The organism is Saccharopolyspora terrae (genome assembly GCF_004348435.1).
Classification (GTDB): domain Bacteria; phylum Actinomycetota; class Actinomycetes; order Mycobacteriales; family Pseudonocardiaceae; genus Saccharopolyspora; species Saccharopolyspora endophytica.
The window spans coordinates 148,105-167,639 of sequence record NZ_SMKS01000004.1; the positions used below are offsets into that span (position 1 = coordinate 148,105).

Genomic DNA, 19,535 nt, shown 5'->3' on the forward strand with positions numbered 1-19,535 from the left:
GGTATTCGGGGTGACGGATTACGGCCGTAATCAGGTGACCGATCATGGCCGTAGTCGGGTCGCGGATTACCGCCGTAATCAGGTGACCGATTGCGGCCGTAATCGGGATAGTGGTGGCCGCTGGGGGTTCAGGTGAGGCGGAGGACGTGCTTGCCTCGGACGCCGCCGGCCTCCAAGGCGCGGTGGGCGTCGGCGATCTCGTCGAACGGCCGGACGGTGTCGACGACCGGGCGGATCGAACCGGCCTCGGCGTGGCGCGCGAGCTCGACGAGCTGGGAGGTCGTCGGGTTGCCGCTGAAGAAGCGGACGCGCTGCGCGCCGTGGACGACCGAGCCCGCGATGTATCCGAGGCTCGCTCCGATCCGGTCGATGTCGAAGGCGATGGCCACCATGCGTCCTCCCGGCGCGAGCAACCGCCGGTAGGCCCGTTGCTCGGTCCCGACGGTGTCCAGGACGACGTCGTAGCGGCCGAGGTCGGACGGCCGGTGCGTGCGGTGGTCGAGCGCTTCGGCGGCGCCGAGGTCGCGCACGAAGTCGAGGTTCCCGGCCCCGGCGAGCGCGGTGACGCGGGCACCGAGCAGCGCGCCGATCTGCACGGCCACGCTGCCGACACCACCGCTGCCGCCGCGCACCAGGAGACGTTCTCCCGGCTGGAGGCGTGCCTTGTCGCGCAGGGCGGTCATGGCGGTCGTGCCGCCGGCGAGGAGCGAGACGGCTTCGGCGTCGGAGAGGTTCGCCGGTGCGGGGGCGATCTTGCGGGGGTGGACCGCGACGTAGTCGGCGGCGGCGCCGAAGCTGCGCCCCAGCACGCCCCACACCCGGCGCCCGGCGGCGATGCCGGTGACCGAGGAACCCACCTCGGTGACCTCGCCGACGAAGTCGATCCCGAGGCGCTGCGGGAACCGGCGCCCGGTCACCAGGCGCATCTTGCCCGCCCGGGCCGTGAGCTCACCTCCGTTGACGCTGGTGGTGCGGACGCGAACCAGCACCTGGTCGGAGGTGATCTCGGGTGCGGGCACCGCGCCGACGTAGAGCACGTCGGGGGCGCCGAAGCGGTCGTAGAGGGCAGCGCGCATGTCGGTCACGAAGGTTCCCTTCCGGGACTGGGGAGGCGGTTCTCCCACGCTAACGAGATAAACGGTCGACCCCTTCCGTTTTCCGTAAAGTGAGAGACATGCCTGCTCAGGACCCTCAGATGGCACCGGCGAAGCCCCAGCGCTCCGACGCCCGGCGCAACCGGGAGCAGATCCTCGCCGCGGCTCGCGCGGCGTTCACCGCGCAGGGGATCGACGTGCCGATCACCGCGATCGCACGCCGCGCCGGAGTCGGCCCCGCGACGCTCTACCGGCACTTCCCGACCCGCTCGGCGCTGGTCACCGAGGCGTTCGCCGAGCAGCTCGCCGCGTGCGTCGCGGTGCTCGACGACGCGCTCGCCGACCCCGACCCGTGGCGCGGGTTCTGCGCGGTGGTCGAGAAGGTGTGCGCGATGCAGGTGGCCGACAGGGGTTTCACAGCCGCCTTCCTGTCGGAGTTCCCCGAGGCCGTCGACCACGAGCGCGAGCGCCGCCGGGCCGAGGAGGGCATCGCCGAGCTCGTGCGGCGCGCCCAGGAAGCCGGGAAGCTGCGGGCGGATTTCGCTCCCGACGACATCACCCTGCTGCTGCTCGCCAACTGCGGTGTCGCGGAAGGCGTGGGGGAGCAGAAGCTCGCGGCCGCTGCGTCCCGGCGGCTCGTCGGCTACCTGCTCCAGTCCTTCAGCGCGGGCGATGGCTCTCTGCTGCCGCCTGCGCCTCCACTGGGGTTGGAGCAGGTTCACAGCAGATGACCGCATTGGTCAGTGGGGCTGAGTTCAGCGGGCGGCTGCCGCTAGGGTTGCCGCGGCTGGAGGAGGTGGCCGGGTGTTCGGTGAGGTGCCAGGACGGGTGGACCCGCGCGTGTCCGACGTCGTTGGACGGCGTTGGGTGAGGGCGCGATCGTGGCTGAGGCTCGCAGCGTTCTGGTGCGTTGCGGCGGCCGTGGTGAGCGTGGTGGCGGCTGCGGCGTCCGTGGCCACCAACTGGTCGTCCTTGCCTTGGGTGGCTCCCTTGGACACGCGAGAGACGCCGGACGTGCTCTTCTCGCACGGCATTGTCGTCGTGCTCGCGGTGGTGCCCCTCGTGTTGGCGAAGCGGATGTTCAAGTCGGGTGCCGATGGCATCGACTGGAGGCTCAAACCGGATTTCTGGGTCTTTCTCGGGATCTTCGTCGGCGTTTTCGAAGCTGTCGCGCTGATGGTGATGACGGTCGTTGTGACCGACGTTCCCTGGTGGGTCCGGGTCAGTGGGCTGATCATCGGGTTCTCCGTTCCGACGCTGGCGGCGTTCATGGCTCGACGGGCGATTGTGGCCGAGCCGTTGAGGGAGATAGGCGGTAGCGAGTTCGTACTGGTGAAGGGACTTCGGTCCCCGCAGGGCGACGGTGAGGACTCCGTCAAGATCACGGGAGACTCACTGCGACTGTCGGTCCGCACGGCTGCTGGACACCCGGCCAACCGGCCGTCCACGAAGGACATCAAGCTCGCGGACATCACCGAGATCGGCGTCCGGACCAGTCGGCCCGGCGACGGTTCCTGGGCGAGACTTGCTGATGGCAGGGGAGCTTCTCTGCCGGAGGGTGACATCGTCGAGATCCGCACGCGCACCGACACGCAGCTACTCCCGGCGGATCCGGAGCTCGCCGAGCTCATCCGTGCACGGGCAGCGCTGAACGGCTCGGAACCGGCACGCATCGAGGACCGGACGTGACGGCTCACGAGCACACTCCCGAGGTCCTCCCGGCGCCGCCGGAGGCCGGAACCGAGATCGCCCCGGTCGTCGGGCTGCCGAGCTCTGCTGCCGAGTCAGTTCCGGGGCGCCGCGCGCAGGCCTTCGGCATCGGTGCCGTGGCGGTCGTGGTGATCCCGGTCGGCCTCGTGCTCTGGGGCATGCGCGGACTTGACCTCGGTGCCGGCATCGCGGGCCTGGTCGGCATCGCCGTGGCGACCGCTGCCTGGCTGGCCGACGCGCGCACGCCGAGGCGCTGGAGCGGGTGGGCGCTGCTCGCCGCGCTCTCCGCGGCCTACGTCAACCTCGCGCTGGCGCCGATCGGGCTGGTCGCCCTCGCCGCCGTGATCATCTGCCCGCTGCTGGCCCGGGTCGCGCACAAGCGTTTCACCGCAGCGGGTTTCGACCTGGCGGAGATCGACGTCGAGGTCGGCTTCGAGATCTACCGCCACCAGTCCGCGCGCCTGCGGATCGAGCGCGATCGGGCCGTGCTGGCGCTCAAGCGCATGGCCGGTGGCGGGAACGTCGATCAGGCGATCCCGCTCTCCGAGGTCAAGCTGGCCCAGCCCGGCGAGATCGTCGGCGGTGACTCGTGGCCGCTGCCGGGCGCGATGGCCGTCCGGCTGTCCGAAGGCCCGGCCGTGCGGGTCGTAGCCGGCAAGCAGCAGTGGATCGTCAACGTCGAGGACCCGCGACTGGTCGCCGCGATCCTGCGCAGGCGGCAGTCCGCGGCCTGGTCGCAGCGGACCGGGCCGCAGGACCTCGGATCCTGGCACGCGCTGCGCAAGTGGGCCACGGCCCAGACGACGACCTTCCGCAACGGCAAGAAGGCCCAGTCCTACCGCGTGTTCCGCCCGATCGTCGGCTTCTTCGCGGGCGTGCTCGGCCTGATGCTGCTCACGATGCAGATCGCCGGTGGCGGCACGAGCCCGAGCACGTGGCTCGCCACCGCGGCGATGCTGCTCATCGGCGGGTTCTTCGTGGTCAGCTGGCTGCGGCAGCGCACCCGGCTCGGCTACGCCGAACTGCAGTCGCTGCCGCCGAACAGCCCGCCGTGGGGCGACCCGCGACCCGAGGTCGCCCCGATCTCCGGCTGGCGGCCGTGGAGCTGACGCGACCCCGGATCAGCGCGGGCCGTCGGGCAGGTCCAGCTTCTCCGGAGACTGCTGCTTCGGGGTGTCGGTCTCTCCGTAGGAGTTGTTGTTGACGTTGTTCGGCCCGCCGTCGATGTTGGCGTGCTGCCCGACGGTCGAGGAGTTCACGCCGTTGCTGTAGGGACTGTCCACATTGGCCCCGGACACCGCGCCCTCGTCGCTCTCGAAGCGCCAGCCCTGCGTGTTGGAGCCGGAAACCCACTCGCCGCCGTCGCCGGTCGGTCCGCGACCGTTGCCCTCCCAGGTCGCGTTGAGGCCCTCGTGCCTGCTCTGCATCCCGCCCGTCGCGCCGCTGACACCACCGGAGATGGCGCCCGAGGTGATGTCGTTGATCCCCGGTGCCTGGCCGTGAAAGCCCTGGTTGATGGTGTTGCCGAGCACGCCCGAGATCGAACCCCGCGCTGCGCCGTAGGCGGCGGCTTCGGTGAAGTTCTTCGTGGCGTTGCCCGCCAGGTCCTTGCCGACCTGCTGGCCGATGCCCGGAGCGACACCGTCGACGAGACCACCGGCCAGACCCGCCGCGACACCCGACACCGCCGCGTTGCCGGTGTTGGACCAGTCCCAGCTCTGCCGGTCGCCCTTGGCGAACTGGAGGCCCTGGATGGCCCCGTCCACGCCGACGTTGATCGCCACGTTCAGCAGGACCTGCTGGCCGATCTTGGTCAGCAGCTGCTGGAAGAACGTCCGCACCGTCAACTGCGTCGCCGCCTGGGCGATCGGGATGCCCGCCGTGCTCGCGCCGAAGGTCGCCACCGCCGAGGCGATCATCGCGGCGATCTGCGCGGCCAGGATGACCAGCGCGGCGATGATGCTGTACTTGGTGTACTCGATCTCCAGCGCGGCGTTGTCGGCTCCCTCGCCGAGGGCCTCGCAGAGCTTCTTCATCTCCGGAAGGTGACCGGCGTCGCCGTTGCAGAAGTCCTTCATGAACTTCTCGAAGGCGTCGTGCGTGTCGCCCTTCATCGTGCCCAGCGCCGACCGCACCGCGCCCTCCGTCTCGCTGATGACGCCCTCGATGTCGACGCCGCACTGCGTCCACGCCTCGGCGACCCTGCGCAGCGCCGTCTCGTCGCCCTCGGGCCAGCTCGCGCCGACCACGATGGGGAACAACCAGCTGACCTCGCCCGGGATCTCGATGCCCACGTCGTCCCCCTCAGCCCTGGCTCTTGATGCCGTCGGCGTTCGCCTGGTCGACGTCGTCCCAGGTCCGGGCGGTGGCGTCGAGCTCGCCGCGGACCTGGTGCAGCGCCTGGGCGAGGCCCTTCATGCCGTCGGTCCCCTGCTGGGAACCGGGCACGTAGTTCTTGGCGAACTCCTGGCCCGCCTCGTCACCGCCCCAGCACTGCCCTTCGGCCTGCAGGACGCCGTTGAGCTTGTCCAGCGCGGACTGGAGCTTGTCCGACGACGCGTCGAACTTCGGTGAGGCGCCGCGCAGCGCCTCGGGGTCGACCTCGAATCCCATCACCAACGGTCCTTCCGGAATCGCGACCGGGGTTCGAAGTCGTCCCAGTCCTCCTCAGCTGCGGGCTTGGACGCAGTCGAGGGGGCGCTCGGTTCCGGGGCCGGCGGGATCAGTTGCGACAGCGAAGGCGCGCCCGGGAACAGGTCCGGCAGGTCGGGGACGTTCTCCTGCAGCGGCGCCACCGCCGCATCGGCCTTCGCGCGGGCGTCCCGGGCTGCGGACTGGGCCGCTTCGGTGAAGCTCTTGGCGAGTTTTTCCGGCGTGCTCGACCGCAGCGCGGAAGCCGACAGCGCCGTGTCGGTGACGATGCCCACGGCGTTGACCCGAACCGTGACCAGACCGTCGGCGGAGGTGGCCTCACCCGTCGCGGACAGCGCGCTGGCCTGCGCCTCGTGCAACTGGGCGGTCTGACGCTGCAACCCTTCGAGCATCGAGCTCACCTGCTCGCGCATCGCGGCGTTGCGCGCTTCGAGCTCGGCCCTGCGGCCATCCGGATCAGTCATCTCGCCTCCCGTTGGATCAGACGGAAGGTAGCAAGACCGCGATTCGGGTGGTGCTGGACACAGGGACGTCACATCCGCAGGTGGGGAGCACGACGGAGCAGGTGGGAGAGCATCACCGCTGGTGCGCGACCGCGCCCGGTGGCCGCATGGCCCCTCCGTAGACTGGGGCGCACTATGCAGACGGAGCCGGGTTGCCGGCCAGGCCCCGGCATTGCGATTGTGACCGACCGGCACGACAAGCGAGGTGGAACACGGTGACGCTGCTGGGGTCCGTGCGCAGTCCGGCCGACGTCAAGCGCCTGACGCACGCCGAATTGGCGGAGCTGGCCGAGGAGATCAGGCACTTCCTGATCCAGAAGGTGTCGCGGACCGGTGGACACCTGGGGCCCAACCTGGGTGCGCTGGAGCTGACCCTCGCGCTGCACCGGGTCTTCGACTCGCCGAACGACGCGCTCGTGTTCGACACCGGGCACCAGGCGTACGTGCATAAGATCGTGACCGGTCGCCAGGACGGCTTCGACCAGCTGCGCAAGCGGGACGGCCTGTCCGGCTACCCGTCGCGCACCGAGAGCGAGCACGACTTCGTCGAGAACAGCCACGCCTCGACCGCGCTGTCCTACGCCGACGGGCTGGCCCGCTCGTTCCAGGTCACCGGTGCCGAGCGGCACGCGGTGGCGGTCGTCGGCGACGGCGCGCTCACCGGCGGCATGTGCTGGGAGGCGCTGAACAACATCGCGGCCGACCAGGACCGCCCGGTCGTCATCGTTGTCAACGACAACGGCCGCTCCTACGCGCCGACCATCGGCGGTCTCGCCGAGCACCTGGCGGCGCTGCGGCTCAACCCGAGCTACGAGAAGGCCCTGGAGTCCGGCAAGCGCACGCTGCGCAAAATGCCGGTCGTGGGCCGCTCGCTCTACACCGGTCTGCACGCCGCCAAGAGCGGCATCAAGGACGCGATCAGCCCGCAGGTCATGTTCTCCGACCTGGGCCTGAAGTACCTGGGCCCGGTGGACGGTCACGACATGCGCGCGATGGAGTACGCGCTGCAGATGGCCAAGTCCTTCGGCGGACCTGTGATCGTGCACGCCGTGACCCGCAAGGGCAACGGCTTCGCCCCGGCCGAGAACGACGAGGCCGAGCAGATGCACCAGGTCAAGGTCATCGACCCGGAGACCGGCCTGCCGAAGAAGCCCGCGCCGAAGAGCTGGACCGACGTCTACGCCGACGAACTGGTCGGCATCGGCGCCGAGCGCTCCGACGTCGTGGCGATCACCGCCGCGATGCTGGGGCCGACCGGGCTGAAGAAGTTCGCCGAGGCCTACCCGGAGCGCTGCTTCGACGTGGGCATCGCCGAGCAGCACGGCATGACCTCCGCCGCCGGTCTGGCCATGGGCGGCCTGCACCCGGTGTTCGCGGTCTACTCGACGTTCCTGAACCGGGCGTTCGACCAGCTGCTGATGGACGTCGCCCTGCACAAGCAGCCGGTCACCGTGACGCTCGACCGCTCCGGCATCACCGGCGACGACGGTGCCAGCCACAACGGCATGTGGGACCTGTCGATCCTCGGTTTGATCCCCGGCATCCAGGTGGCGGCTCCGCGCGACGCGGTGACGCTGCGCGAGGAGCTGCGCGAGGCCGTCGCCGTGGACGACGGGCCGACCGTGCTGCGCTTCTCCAAGGGTTCGGTGATCGAAGAAGTCCCGTCCGTGGAGCGCGTCGGCGGGATCGACGTGCTGCGCGCCGACGAGCGCAAGGACGTGCTGCTGGTGGCCGTCGGCGCGTTCGGCGAGCTCGCCGTGGCCGCCGCCGAGCGGCTGGCCGCGACCGGCGTCGGCGTGACCGTGGTCGACCCGCGCTGGGTCGTCCCGGTGCCGTCGAAGGTCGTGGAGATGGCCGCCGAGCACCGGCTGGTGGTCTCGCTGGAGGACTGCGGACGGCACGGCGGGTTCGGCTCGTCGCTGGCCGCCGCGCTGCGCGACGCCGAGCTGGACGTGCCGCTGCGCGACCTGGCGGTGCCGAACGACTTCCTCCAGCACTCCTCCCGCGAGGAGGTGCTGGCCGATCTCGGCCTGACCGAGGCCGACATCGCCGCCCGCATCAACAACTGGTTCTCCGGCCGGCGCGGCGCGCAGCTGCACGTCGCCACCGAGGCGGACGCCGCCCACGGCTGACCGCGCACCCCGATTTCAGTGGGAATCCGGTTCCTGATCTCCACTGCGATCGGGGTTCGGATTTCCGCTGAAATCCGGTAACCCGGCCTTGACCTCGGCGGGTGACCGCCTGTGCTGTGGCAGGGTGGATTCGTGCGAATCCTGGTCGTGGAGGACGAGAAGCCGCTGGCCGATGCGGTGGCGCGAGGGCTGCGGCGCGACGGCATGGCCGTCGACGTCGCCTACGACGGCGAGAGCGGCCAGGAGAAGGCCGCGATCACCCGCTACGACGTCGTCGTGCTCGACCGCGACCTGCCCGGCATGTCCGGTGATGACCTGTGCCGCGATCTGGTCGGTTCCGGCGAGCTGACCAGGGTGATCATGCTGACCGCCTCGGGCACGGTCGCCGACCGCGTCGCGGGGCTGTCGCTGGGCGCCGACGACTACCTCGCCAAGCCCTTCGCGTTCCCCGAGCTCATCGCCCGGGTGCGCGCGCTGGGCCGCCGCGCCACGCCCGCTCAACCGCCGCTGCTGACGGCCGAGGACCTGGAGCTGGACCCGGCCCGCCGCACCGTCAGCCGCTCCGGAGCCGAGATCGAGCTGACCCGCAAGGAACTCGGCGTGCTGGAGGTGCTGCTGTCGGCCGGTGGCGCGGTCGTCAGCTCCGAGGAGCTGCTGGAGCGGGTCTGGGACGAGAACGCCGACCCGTTCACCACCACGGTGCGGGTCACGATGATGACCTTGCGCAAGAAGCTGGGGGAGCCGGGCGTCATCGAGACCGTGGTCGGCTCCGGGTACCGGGTGCCCTCCGCGGCTCGCGCCGAACACGCCAGGGACTGATCGTGGGAGCGCTCACCCGGCGCGGACCGGGATTGCGGCTCCGGCTGACGCTGCTGGCGACGTCGCTGGTCGCGCTGGTCAGCGCGGTGCTGCTCTGGCTGGGCTGGGTGCTGGTCGGCAACGTCGTCGCCGCGGTGCCGCGGCTGCCGGCGGGCACACCGGTGCGGGTCGGGGGAGTGGACGTGCCCGCCGAGCTGCTCGGTGCCGCGCTGCGCGATTCGGCCCGCGAGCAGGTCCTGCTGATCGGCGGGCCGGCGTTCGTCGCCGTGGTGGTCGCCGCCGCGCTGCTGGCCTGGCTGGTCACCGGCCGGATGCTGCGACCGCTGCAGGACGTCACCGAGACCGCGCAGCGGCTGTCGGCCGAGTCGCTGGACGAGCGGATCGCGCTCAGCGGTCCCCGCGACGAGGTGGCCAGGCTCGCCGACACCTTCGACGCCATGCTGGACCGCCTGCAGGCCGCCTTCGACGCCCAGCGCCGCTTCGTCGCCAACGCCAGCCACGAGCTGCGCACCCCGCTGTCGGTGGTGCGCACCGAGCTCGACGTGACCCTGTCGGACCCGCACGCCGACGAGGCCGAGCTGCGCCGGATGGCCGATGTCGTCCGCGAGGCCACGGCCCGCGCCGAACGCCTCGTGGAGGCGCTCCTGCTGCTGGCCCGCACGGAGGGAGTGGAGCTCGCGGTCCGCGAACCGGTCGACCTCACCGACGTCGTCGGCCGGGCCCTGCGCGCGGTCGACCCCGAGGCCCGCAGGCGGGGGTTGCGCGTGAAGCGTTGCACCGAGCCCGCTTTCGCGGTCGGAGATCCGGCGCTGCTGGAGCGGGTGGCGGGAAACCTGCTGGAGAACGCGGTCCGGCACAACGTCGAGGGCGGCTGGGTGGAGGTCAGCACCGGCGCCGACCCGCGGTGGACGACGCTGCGCGTGGCGTCCTCGGGTCCGGCGATCGCACCGGAGTCGGTGAACGCCCTCTTCGAGCCGTTCCGCCGCGCCGGTGTTCAGCGCACCGCCCGCAACGGCACCGGACTGGGCCTGTCGATCGTCCAGGCCGCCACCACGGCCCACCACGGCAACATCCACGCCACCGCGCTGCCCGCGGGCGGCCTCGCGATCACGATCCAACTCCCCGCCGCACCCTGAGGCCGTGAACGAGGAACGGGGGCCGGAGCACGTGCTCCGGCCCCCGTTCCGGGTTGCTCGGGTCAGGCGGGCAGGGACGCCACGCCCGGGGCGAGGAACCGCTTGCCGTTGACCTTCTCGGACACGCCGGAGCGGTCCAGGAACGGGGTGATGCCGCCCAGCCAGAACGGCCAGCCCGCGCCGAGGAGCATGCACAGGTCGATGTCCTGCGCCTCGGCGACGACGCCCTCGTCCAGCATGATCCGGATCTCCTCGGCCAGCGCGTTGAGCGCGCGGTCGCGGACCTCCTCGCTGGTGGAGGGCTTGTCACCCGACTTCCACAGCTCGGCGACCTCGGGGTCGACGACGGTGTTGCCGGACTCGTCGAACGTCCACACCGCGGTCTTGCCCTCGTCGACGAACCGCTGCAGGTTCTCGCTGATGCCGAACCGGTCCGGGAACGCCGCGTTCATGGTGCCGTTGACGTGCTGGGCGACGGCCGGGCCGACCAGCTGCAGCAGCACCATCGGGCTCATCGGCAGACCGAGCTCGTCGAGGGCGTTGTCGGCCACCTCGAAGGGCGTGCCCTCGTCGACGGCGGCGATGATCTCGCCCATGAAGCGGGTCAGCAGCCGGTTGACCACGAACGCCGGGGCATCGGAGACCAGCACGGACGACTTCTTCAGCTTCTTGCCGACCGCGAAGGCGGTGGCCAGCGAGGCGTCGTCGGTCTTCTCGCCGCGCACGATCTCCAGCAGCGGCAGCACCGCGACCGGGTTGAAGAAGTGGAAGCCGACGACCCGCTCCGGGTTCTTCAACTTCGACGCCATCTCGGTGATCGACAGCGAGGAGGTGTTGGTCGCCAGGATCGCCTCGGGGGAGACGTGCTCCTCCAGCTCGGCGAAGACCTTCTGCTTGACCGTCATCTCCTCGAAGACGGCCTCGATGACGAAGTCGGCGTCGGCGAAGGCCTTCTTGTCCAGCTCACCGGTCACCAGGGCCTTGAGGCGGTTGGTGGCGTCCGGCGACAGGCGGCCCTTGCCGGCGAGCTTGTCGATCTCGCCGTGGATGTAGGCCACGCCCTTGTCGATGCGCTCCTGGTCGATGTCGGTGATGACCACCGGCACCTGCAGGCGGCGCACGAACAGCAGCGCCAGCTGACCGGCCATCAGACCGGCACCGACCACGCCGACCTTGTTCACCGGGCGGGCCAGGCCCTTGTCCGGCGCACCGGCCGGGCGCTTGGCGCGCTTCTGGGCCAGGTCGAACGAGTACAGCCCGGCGCGCAGCTCGTCGGACATCAGCGCGTCGGTCAGCGCCTCGGTCTCGGCGGCGTAGCCGGCGTCGATGTCGTTGTTGCGGGCCAGCTCGATGAGCTCGACCGTCTTGGTCACCGCGGGCGAAGCGCCCTTGGTGCGGGCCTCGACGATGCCCTTGGCGCGCGCCACGGCGTCGTCCCAGCCCTTGCCGCGGTCGATCTCCGGGCGCTCGACGGTCTTGTCGCCGTTGACCACGCGGACCAGCCAGCGCAGCGACTCCTCGAGGAAGTCCGCGCCTTCCAGCAGCTCGTCGAAGATGCCCAGCTGCAGGGCCTTCTTCGGGTTGAGCATCTTGTTCTGGCTCAGCGCGTTCTCGATGATCACCGTCACGGCCGCGTCCGGGCCGATGAGGTTCGGCAGCAGCTGCGTGCCGCCCCAGCCCGGGAACAGGCCCAGGTAGCACTCCGGGAACGCGATCGCGCCCGCGTTGGAGGCGACGGTCCGGTAGTGGCAGGACAGCGCCAGCTCCAGGCCACCGCCGAGGGCGGCGCCGTTGACGAAGGCGAACGTCGGGATCGTCGACTCGGTGAGCCGGCGGAACACGTCGTGGCCGGTCTGCGCGATGGCCTGCGCGTGCTCGCGCTGCGACACCTGGCCGACGCCGGTGAGGTCCGCGCCGACGGCGAACACGAACGGCTTGCCGGTGACCGCGATCGCGGCCGGCTCGGCGGCGAACGCCTCGTCCAGCGCGGCGTTCAGGCTGCTCAGACCACCCGGGCCGAAGGTCGACGGCTTGGTGTGGTCGTGGCCGTTGTCGATGGTGATGAGCGCGAGCTTGCCGGTCAGACCGGGAACGTCGACGAGGCGGGTGAACGCCTTGGTCACGACCTCGTCGGGGAACAGCGCCGCGAAGTCAGTCACTGCTCGCCTCCTGCGTTGTAGTTCGGGTTCTCCCAGATGACCGTTCCGCCCATGCCGATGCCGATGCACATGGTGGTGATGCCGTAGCGGACCTCGGGGTGCTCTTCGAAGTGGCGGGACAGCTGAGTCATCAGCCGCACGCCGGAGGAGGCCAGCGGGTGGCCGCAGGCGATCGCGCCGCCCCACGGGTTGACCCGCGGGTCGTCGTCGGCGATGCCGAAGTGCTCCAGGAAGGCCAGCACCTGCACGGCGAAGGCCTCGTTGATCTCGAACAGACCGATGTCGTCGATGGTCAGCCCGGCGCGCTTGAGGGCCTTCTCGGTGGCCGGGACCGGTCCGACGCCCATGACCTCGGGCTCGACACCGGCGAAGGAGTAGCCCACGAGTCGCATGCCGATCGGCAGACCCAGTTCCTTGGCCGTCTCGGCGTCGGCCAGCAGGGCGCCGGTGGCGCCGTCGTTGAGGCCGGCGGCGTTGCCCGGGGTGACCCGGCCGTGCGGGCGGAACGGCGTTTTGAGGCCGGCGAGGGTCTCGACCGTGGTGCCCGGCCGCGGCGGCTCGTCGGTGGTCGCCAGGCCCCAGCCCTCGTCGGAGCGGGTGGAGACCGGGACCAGGTCGGGGCTGATCTTGCCCGCCTTCTGCGCCTCTTCGTAGCGCTGCTGGCTCAGGGCGGCGTACGCGTCGGTGCGCTCCTTGGTCAGCGACGGGTAGCGGTCGTGCAGGTTCTCGGCGGTGGAGCCCATGACCAGCGCGGACGGGTCGACGATCTTGTCGGACACGAAGCGCGGGTTGGGGTCGGCGCCCTCACCCATCGGGTGGTTGCCCATGTGCTCGACGCCGCCTGCGATCACGACGTCGTAGGCGCCGAAGGCGATGCCGCTGGACACGGTGGTCACGGCGGTCATGGCGCCGGCGCACATGCGGTCGATGGCGAAGCCCGGCACGGACTTGGGCAGCCCGGCCAGCAGCGCCGCCGTGCGGCCGATGGTCAGGCCCTGGTCACCGATCTGGGTGGTCGCGGCGATGGCGACCTCGTCGATGCGCTCCGCCGGGAGTTCGGGGTGGCGGCGCAGCAGTTCCCGGATGACCTTGACGACCATGTCGTCCGCGCGCGTCTGGGCGTACTGGCCCTTCGAACCGGCCTTGCCGAACGGCGTGCGTACGCCGTCGACGAAGACCACGTCCCGAACCGCTGGGCGGCTGCGGCTGTCGGCGGGTGCCGACGCAGGTGCGGCCACGGCGTGCTCCTCACTGGCTTGGTGGATGGTGCTCGGCCGGAGTCCGCGAGGGGCGGCGCCTTACCGGCCGGTAACCGCACTCTAGCGCTTATTACCCACCGGTAACCACGTGCCCGCCCCTGTCGGTTGTCTCACATGCTGACCAGCCCGGACCCGGCCAGCCGAATCCTTCCCGAGGAATCGAGCCCGTGCTCGGCGGACAGGCGGCGGTTCTGGTCCGAACCGACCGGGCGAAACGTTGATCACGGACGGTTCGGGCCACGACCGCCCGTTGCCTCAGGAGTCCTCGGGCGGGGTCGCGTGCAGCGCCTTGGAGAGGGCTTCGGCGGTGAGGGTGATCTGCCACTCGCGGGCGCCCTTGGCGCGCAGCAGCTCGATGACCGCCGGGACGTCGCGGTCCTCCGGAGGCGTCCAGCAGGTGCGCCGGACCAGATCGGGCAGCAGCAGGTTCTCCACGGGCAGGGAGTGCTCCTCGGCGATCTCGTTCAGCGCCGCGCGGGCCGCGGTGAGCCGCGCCGCGGCGGCCGGGTCGCGGTCCGACCAGCGGTTGGTGGGCGGCGGGCCCTCGTTCGGCGTGGACGCGGCGGGCAGCTCCTCGTTGGTGAGCCGTCGCGCGGCGCGCAGCGCCTGCAGCCACATCGAGGCGCGCCTGCGCTGCTGGCGTCCGCCGAAGACCGGCATGGCCACCAGATCGCCCTCGGACTTGGGGTTGGACTGCGCCGCCAGCACGATCGAGGAGTCCGGCAGCACGCGGCCCGGCGCGATGTCGCGCTCGCGGGCGAACTCGTCCCTGGCCTGCCACAGCGCGCGCACCGCGGCCAGCTGCCGGGGGCTGCGCACCTTGTGGATTCCCGAGGTCCGGCGCCACGGCTCGGCGCGCGGGGGAGCGGGTTCGGCGTTGCGGACGGCCTCGAACTCCTCGAAGGCCCAGTCCAGCTTGTCCTGGCGCTGGAGTTCGGCGTGCATCTCGTCGCGGAGCGCGACCAGCAGCTCCACGTCCAGCGCGGCGTAGACCAGCCAGTCCTCGGGCAGCGGCCGTCTCGACCAGTCGGCGGCGCTGTGGCCCTTCTCCAGCCGGTAGCCGAGCATGCGCTCCACCAGCGCGCCCAGCGACACCCGGTCGAACCCGGCGAGCCGGCCGGCCAGTTCGGTGTCGAAGAGCCTGGAGGGGTGCAGATCGAGCTCGGCCAGGCACGGGAGGTCCTGGGATGCGGCGTGCAGCACCCATTCGGTGTCGGCCAGAGCCGGAACCAAGGGGTCGAGCGCGCCTTTGAGAGCGATCGGGTCCACCAGCACGGTGCCTGATCCCTCGCGACGCAGCTGCACCAGGTAGGCGCGCTGCGAGTAGCGGTAACCCGAGGCGCGCTCGGTGTCCACCGCGACCGGCCCGGTGCCTGCGGCCAGCGCTTCTGCGGCCGCGTCCAGCGCGGCCGGGGTGTCCACCACCGGCGGCACGCCGTCGACGGGTTCGGTCAACAACACCGGCTCCGGGCGGCCGGATCCGACGGTCTCGGGGCTTGCAGCTTCCACGGCTAACAGACCTTACGTGCTTTGGCCCGTCTCGTGTGGCTGGTCCACCCGACGTCGTCGGTCCGGCCGACCCGGCGCTGGTGTTTTCTCAGCGATCCGTCACCGGATCACGCCGGCGCGCATGGCCAGTGCGACCATCTGCGCCCGGTCGCCAGTGCCCAACTTGCGCCCGATCCGCGACAGGTGAGACTTCACCGTGAGCGCGGAAAGGTTCAGGGCCTCGCCGATCTCCTTGTTGGAGCGGCCATCGGCCACCAACTGGAGAACTTCGACCTCACGCCCGGACAGCTCGCGAGGTGTGTTGTCCGTTCCCGGCACGCGGGTTCCGGCGGCGAGCACCGGAGCCACGCTGGGATCGGCGTACACACCGCCGTCGAGCACGCGGCGCACGCCGTCGGTGACCACCATGGGCGAGGCCGACTTCAACAGGTACGCCTGCGCACCTGCCTGGAAGGCGGCCCGGACCGCATAGGGGTCATCGGACGAAGCGAGCACCACGATCCGCGGCCAGCCCTGGCTCCGGAGTTCGGTAACCAGTTCGATGCCGGTCCCGTCTGGGAGTCCGAGATCGAGAATCGCGAGGTCGCACGGACCGGTCGCCAGAGCGCGAGCCCTGGCTTCGGCCATGGATGCGGCCTCGTGCACCGTGCCGGCGCCCATCTGCAGCAACCGAGCGGCGATCGCCTCTCGGAGCAGCGGATGGTCATCCACCACGAGCACCGTGAACAGCTCTTCCCGCGGGTGCGGGACCATGTTGGCCGGCAAAGCGCCGGCAGGCGTGGTTCGAGCGGCCTGACCTAAGCCGACGGCAGCCACGTCACTACCTCCCTGGAGTCGGTCGTGCCCCCCGACCGGCACCGGGACTCTCGACCAATCAGCCGCGCCACTGATCGACCGAAAGTGGTGTCGTCGGGGTGAGCGTAACCGCCCAAGCGGGTCAGCGGGACGATCAATCGGGTATCTATCCCGATCGAGTTGTGACGAGCGCAGAGTTTTGTCGCTCTTTTGGGTGACTCAGAGCGACGACCGTAACGGCGGAGCGTGGCCATGCGACATATTTCGAATGCGTATGGTGAAAATCTTGCTTCGACAAGAACTTCAACGGAGCTGAACGAACTTCGCGAATGAAAATCGGACATCGGCGTGTCGCGCCCCGGCGTGTCGCATTCGAGGGGGCTGCGGGAGCGAAGTCCCGCCTCAACGCTACGCGCTGGGCCTACCTGTCGCAGCCGATGATCGGGGGACCCCGATCAGTCCTGCCGCATTGCGCCGTTCGGTCGCCTGCCGAGTAGCGCAACGCCTTCCGGCGGAAGCCCGGCCGCACTTGCCATGAGTTCGTGGAATGCATCCGCATGCGGTGCGAGATCGACTTCCTCGGAGCCGAACACCGAGGGTTTCGGCGTCCACGACCCGCGCAACTCCAGATCGTGACTGCGCGAGGGTCCGGCGATGTCGCCGAACCGCGCCGAGGACGTCAGCGTCACCGTGCCGCCCAGGGCGGTGAACGACGCGTCCGCGTTCTCCAGGGCGTCGGTCAGCCACGACCACCCGACAGCGGGCAGCAGCGGGTCGTCGGCCACTTCGGGATCGAGCTCGGCCCGCAGGTAGACCACCAGCCGCAGCACGCCGTCCCAGGCCTCCTGGCCTTCCGGGTCGTAGAGGAGCACGAAACGCGCGGTCGCCAGCTCACCGGCCGGTCCGTTCGCCTCCGCGGCCAGCGCGTGGGCCCAGGGGGCCAAGCGCTTGGGGGGACCGACTTCGCTGAGCTCGATCTCCGCACGCGGCTGAGGCGACGTCAACGCGGCAACCGCCTGCCGGAAAACTTCGGGCGCCGCCGACATCTCCGTCACGCCGACGACTCTAAGGGCCCACCCCGGCGCGTGGGTGGAGGCACGCCGTGGAGGAGCGGGCGCTTGGAGTGGGAGCGCGGGCATCGTGCGAAGATTGCCGGAGCCAGCCCGGCAGTCCGTCGTGGCAGATCCGTTCCAGGTAGCCCGCAGACCGCACCGGGATCCGACGATTCGACGTACGGACACCCTTCGATGACGAACTCCGCTCCGGTCTCCACTCGCCGGGACCTCGCCGACGCACCTCTGCTCGTGGCCGCACGTGGTGGAAAGCCCCGGCACACGCCGGTGTGGTTCATGCGGCAGGCGGGGCGTTCCCTGCCCGAGTACCGCCAGGTGCGCGAAGGCACCCCGATGCTGCAGGCGTGCCTGACCCCGGAGCTGGTCAGCGAGATCACCATGCAGCCGGTCCGCCGGCACGGGGTGGACGCCGCGATCCTGTTCAGCGACATCGTGCTCCCGCTCTACGCCGCGGGCGTCGGGCTGGACATCGTGGCCGGGACCGGCCCGGTGGTGAGCAACCCGATCGGCGGGCCGTCCGACGTCGAAGCGCTGCCGTCGCTGGACGCCGAGCAGGTCGCGCCGGTCGCCGAAGCCGTGGGCCTGCTGGTGAAGGAGCTCGGGAGCACGCCGCTGATCGGTTTCGCCGGTGCGCCGTTCACGCTCGCCTCCTACCTCGTCGAGGGCGGCCCGAGCCGCAACCACGAGCGCACCAAGGCGCTGATGCACTCCGACCCCAAGACCTGGCACGCGCTGCTGGAGAAGCTCGCCGACACCACGCTGGAGTTCCTGCGGGTGCAGCTGAACGCGGGCGTCGACGCCATCCAGCTGTTCGACTCGTGGGCGGGCGCGCTCTCGCTGCGCGACTACCGCGAGTTCGTGCTGCCGCACAGCCGCCGCATCTTCGAGGGCGTCGCCGAGATCTCCGACGTGCCGCGGATCCACTTCGGGGTCGGCACCGGTGAGCTGCTGGGCGCGATGCGCAACGCCGGACCCGACGTGGTCGGCGTGGACTGGCGCGTTCCGCTGGACACCGCCGTCGCCCGCCTGGGCGCCGCTGAGCCGGGCGCGGCCAAGCCGGTCGTGCAGGGCAATCTCGACCCGGCCGTGCTGTTCGCCGGTTGGGAGGCCGTCGAGCGCGAGGTGCACCGCATCCTCGAGGAGGGCCGCGAAGCGGGCGGGCACATCTTCAACCTCGGCCACGGCGTGCTGCCGACCACCGATCCGGAGATCCTGACCCGGGTCGTCGAGCTGGTGCACACCGCGACCGCGCAGCGCTGATGGCCGGCCGCGTCGCGGTCGTCGGGGGCGGTGTCGCCGGACTGGCCGCCGCCCACCGGCTCCGCCGCGAGCTGGGCGCCGAAGCCGAGATCGTGCTGGTGGAGCAGACCTCCCGCCTCGGCGGCAAGCTGCGCACCGTCGAACTCGCCGGACGCCCCTACGACCTGGGCGCCGAGGCGTTCCTCGCCCGGCGGCCCGAGGTGCTGAACCTGGCCGAGGAGCTGGGCGTGCGCACCGATGTCGTGCACCCGGCCGGTGCGGCCGCGACCGTTCGGGCCGGTGGGCGGACCCAGCGGTTGCCCGGCGGCACCGTGATGGGCGTTCCCGCCGAGGCCGATTCGGTCGCCGGAGTGCTCTCCGACGCCGGGATCGCCGCCGTGCGAGCTGAAGCCGAGATGCCGCCGATCGAGCTGGGCGGCGCGGACATCTCGGTCGGCGACCTGCTGCGCGCCCGCGTCGGCGACGAGGTCGTCGACCGGCTGGTGGAGCCGCTGCTCGGCGGTGTCTACGCCGGAGACGCCAACCGGCTGGGCCTGCGCGCGACGGTTCCCGCACTGGCCAAGGCCCTCGACGACGGCGCGGGCTGGATCACCGCGGCCGCCCGCGCTGCGCTGCCGACGCCGAAACCCGGTGCGCCGCAACCCGTTTTCGGCGCCTTCCGGGACGGCTACCGGGAGCTGCTCGACCGGCTGCTGATCGCCGCCGACGTCGAGGTGCGGCTCGGTCTGCCGGTTCGCGCGATGGTCCGCACCGGCGAGGGTTGGCGGCTGGAGATCGGTTCGGCACCCGCGCCGGAGCACCTCGACGTCGACGCCGTGGTGCTCGCGGTCCCGGCACCGGCAGCTCGGAAGCTGTTGCAGGACCCCGTTCCCGCTGCCGCCGCGAAGCTCGCCGAGGTCGAACTGGCCTCGATGGTCGTGGTCGGTCTCGCGCTGCCGCCCGGCACGCAGCTGCCCGAGCACGACGGCACCCCGGCCTCCGGTGCGCTGATCGCGCGCGGCGAGCGGCACTCCGGCGGAACCCCGTTCACCGCCAAGGCGTTCACCTTCTCCAGCAACAAGTGGCCGCACCTGCGCGGTTCCGGGGGAGAGGTGCTGCTGCGCGGCTCGGTCGGCCGCTTCGGCGAGACCGAGGACCTCCGGCTGGACGACGAGGAGCTGCTGCGCCGCGTCCGCGCGGACCTGGCCGAGCTGACCGGGATCACCGCCGAACCGGTGGATTCGGCGGTGCTGCGCTGGGGCGGCGGGTTGCCTCAGTACGGCGTCGGGCACCTGGACCTGGTCGCCGACGTGGAACGCGAGGTGGCCGGGGTTCCGGGTCTGGCGATCGCGGGAGCCGCGCTGCACGGGGTCGGCGTGCCCGCGTGCGTGGCGACCGGTGAGGTGGCAGCGACCAGCATCACGCGGGACCTGGTGCAGCCCGGGCGCTGAGCAG

The 19,535-nt window shown here is 71.1% G+C and carries 17 protein-coding genes; 8 read left to right on the forward strand and 9 right to left on the reverse strand.

From position 1 onward, the window contains the following. Positions 1–128 precede the first annotated feature (128 nt). Positions 129–1,076: an NAD(P)-dependent alcohol dehydrogenase gene (locus tag E1181_RS04710; RefSeq protein ID WP_165944518.1), complete on the reverse strand. Its 948-nt coding sequence runs from the start codon at positions 1,074–1,076 to the stop codon at positions 129–131. Positions 1,077–1,174: 98 nt separating this feature from the next. On the opposite strand from E1181_RS04710, the gene E1181_RS04715 reads away from it, so the two are divergent. From E1181_RS04715 to E1181_RS04725, 3 genes are all read left to right on the forward strand, one after another. Beyond that, the gene (locus tag E1181_RS04715; RefSeq protein ID WP_132672640.1) at positions 1,175–1,825 is read left to right on the forward strand and encodes a TetR/AcrR family transcriptional regulator; all 651 of its coding nucleotides are present in this window, start codon (positions 1,175–1,177) and stop codon (positions 1,823–1,825) included. Between the two features lie 109 nt (positions 1,826–1,934). Further along, positions 1,935–2,783 carry a hypothetical protein gene (locus E1181_RS04720; RefSeq protein ID WP_132672641.1) on the forward strand — a complete coding sequence of 283 codons (849 nt, stop codon included), beginning with the start codon at positions 1,935–1,937 and terminating at the stop codon, positions 2,781–2,783. Continuing rightward, positions 2,780–3,913, forward strand: coding sequence for a hypothetical protein (locus E1181_RS04725; RefSeq protein WP_132672642.1), 1,134 nt, complete (start codon positions 2,780–2,782; stop codon positions 3,911–3,913). The genes E1181_RS04720 and E1181_RS04725 overlap by 4 nt, the downstream gene beginning before the upstream one ends. A 12-nt stretch (positions 3,914–3,925) precedes the next feature. Here E1181_RS04725 and E1181_RS04730 read toward each other — a convergent pair whose 3' ends face one another. The 3 genes from E1181_RS04730 to E1181_RS04740 are packed head-to-tail and all read right to left on the reverse strand — an operon-like array spanning position 3,926 to position 5,920. After that, complete coding sequence (locus E1181_RS04730; protein ID WP_132672643.1) at positions 3,926–5,098, reverse strand: WXG100-like domain-containing protein; 1,173 nt, start codon at positions 5,096–5,098, stop codon at positions 3,926–3,928. Between the two features lie 10 nt (positions 5,099–5,108). Continuing rightward, positions 5,109–5,417: a WXG100 family type VII secretion target gene (locus E1181_RS04735; RefSeq protein ID WP_132672644.1), complete on the reverse strand. Its 309-nt coding sequence runs from the start codon at positions 5,415–5,417 to the stop codon at positions 5,109–5,111. Then, complete coding sequence (locus E1181_RS04740; RefSeq protein ID WP_132672645.1) at positions 5,417–5,920, reverse strand: YbaB/EbfC family nucleoid-associated protein; 504 nt, start codon at positions 5,918–5,920, stop codon at positions 5,417–5,419. Before E1181_RS04740 ends, E1181_RS04735 begins: the two co-directional genes overlap by 1 nt. 254 nt (positions 5,921–6,174) lie before the next feature. On the opposite strand from E1181_RS04740, the gene dxs reads away from it, so the two are divergent. The 3 genes from dxs (at position 6,175) to E1181_RS04755 (ending at position 10,046) form a co-directional block, all read left to right on the forward strand. Further along, positions 6,175–8,091, forward strand: coding sequence for a 1-deoxy-D-xylulose-5-phosphate synthase (gene dxs, locus E1181_RS04745; protein ID WP_132672646.1), 1,917 nt, complete (start codon positions 6,175–6,177; stop codon positions 8,089–8,091). Positions 8,092–8,223: 132 nt separating this feature from the next. Continuing rightward, on the forward strand, positions 8,224–8,910 hold the full coding sequence (locus E1181_RS04750) for a response regulator transcription factor (RefSeq protein WP_132672647.1): 687 nt from the start codon (positions 8,224–8,226) through the stop codon (positions 8,908–8,910). Positions 8,911–8,912: 2 nt separating this feature from the next. Then, positions 8,913–10,046, forward strand: a complete 1,134-nt coding sequence (locus tag E1181_RS04755; protein WP_132672648.1) for a sensor histidine kinase — start codon at positions 8,913–8,915, stop codon at positions 10,044–10,046. Between the two features lie 62 nt (positions 10,047–10,108). On the opposite strand, the gene E1181_RS04760 is transcribed toward E1181_RS04755, so the two are convergent. The 5 genes from E1181_RS04760 to E1181_RS04780 all read right to left on the reverse strand — a co-directional run bounded on the left by E1181_RS04760 (position 10,109) and on the right by E1181_RS04780 (position 16,823). Further along, a complete protein-coding gene (locus tag E1181_RS04760; RefSeq protein ID WP_132672649.1) occupies positions 10,109–12,205 on the reverse strand; it encodes a 3-hydroxyacyl-CoA dehydrogenase NAD-binding domain-containing protein in 2,097 nt (698 codons plus the stop codon). Further along, positions 12,202–13,443, reverse strand: coding sequence for a thiolase family protein (locus E1181_RS04765; RefSeq protein ID WP_207922011.1), 1,242 nt, complete (start codon positions 13,441–13,443; stop codon positions 12,202–12,204). Before E1181_RS04765 ends, E1181_RS04760 begins: the two co-directional genes overlap by 4 nt. Positions 13,444–13,719: 276 nt before the next feature. Further along, positions 13,720–14,973: an HRDC domain-containing protein gene (locus tag E1181_RS04770; RefSeq protein WP_207922012.1), complete on the reverse strand. Its 1,254-nt coding sequence runs from the start codon at positions 14,971–14,973 to the stop codon at positions 13,720–13,722. Positions 14,974–15,072: 99 nt separating this feature from the next. Next, positions 15,073–15,789: a response regulator gene (locus E1181_RS04775; protein WP_093264979.1), complete on the reverse strand. Its 717-nt coding sequence runs from the start codon at positions 15,787–15,789 to the stop codon at positions 15,073–15,075. A 434-nt stretch (positions 15,790–16,223) separates the two neighbouring features. Beyond that, a complete protein-coding gene (locus E1181_RS04780) occupies positions 16,224–16,823 on the reverse strand; it encodes a DUF3000 domain-containing protein (RefSeq protein ID WP_132672651.1) in 600 nt (199 codons plus the stop codon). Positions 16,824–17,015: 192 nt separating this feature from the next. Here E1181_RS04780 and hemE point away from each other — a divergent pair, with 192 nt between their 5' ends. Continuing rightward, positions 17,016–18,101: a uroporphyrinogen decarboxylase gene (gene hemE, locus E1181_RS04785; protein ID WP_132672652.1), complete on the forward strand. Its 1,086-nt coding sequence runs from the start codon at positions 17,016–17,018 to the stop codon at positions 18,099–18,101. Continuing rightward, a complete protein-coding gene (gene hemG, locus E1181_RS04790) occupies positions 18,101–19,531 on the forward strand; it encodes a protoporphyrinogen oxidase (protein ID WP_132672653.1) in 1,431 nt (476 codons plus the stop codon). Before hemE ends, hemG begins: the two co-directional genes overlap by 1 nt. Positions 19,532–19,535 lie beyond the last annotated feature (4 nt).

Excerpts from the sequence above, each read along its gene's own strand:
- E1181_RS04715 (WP_132672640.1), top strand. The coding sequence starts at position 1,175 with ATGCCTGCTCAGGACCCTCAGATGGCACCGGCGAAGCCCCAGCGCTCC.
- E1181_RS04710 (WP_165944518.1), bottom strand. The coding sequence starts at position 1,076 with ATGCGCGCTGCCCTCTACGACCGCTTCGGCGCCCCCGACGTGCTCTAC.
- hemE (WP_132672652.1), top strand. The coding sequence starts at position 17,016 with ATGACGAACTCCGCTCCGGTCTCCACTCGCCGGGACCTCGCCGACGCA.
- E1181_RS04735 (WP_132672644.1), bottom strand. The coding sequence starts at position 5,417 with ATGGGATTCGAGGTCGACCCCGAGGCGCTGCGCGGCGCCTCACCGAAG.
- E1181_RS04740 (WP_132672645.1), bottom strand. The coding sequence starts at position 5,920 with ATGACTGATCCGGATGGCCGCAGGGCCGAGCTCGAAGCGCGCAACGCC.
- hemG (WP_132672653.1), top strand. The coding sequence starts at position 18,101 with ATGGCCGGCCGCGTCGCGGTCGTCGGGGGCGGTGTCGCCGGACTGGCC.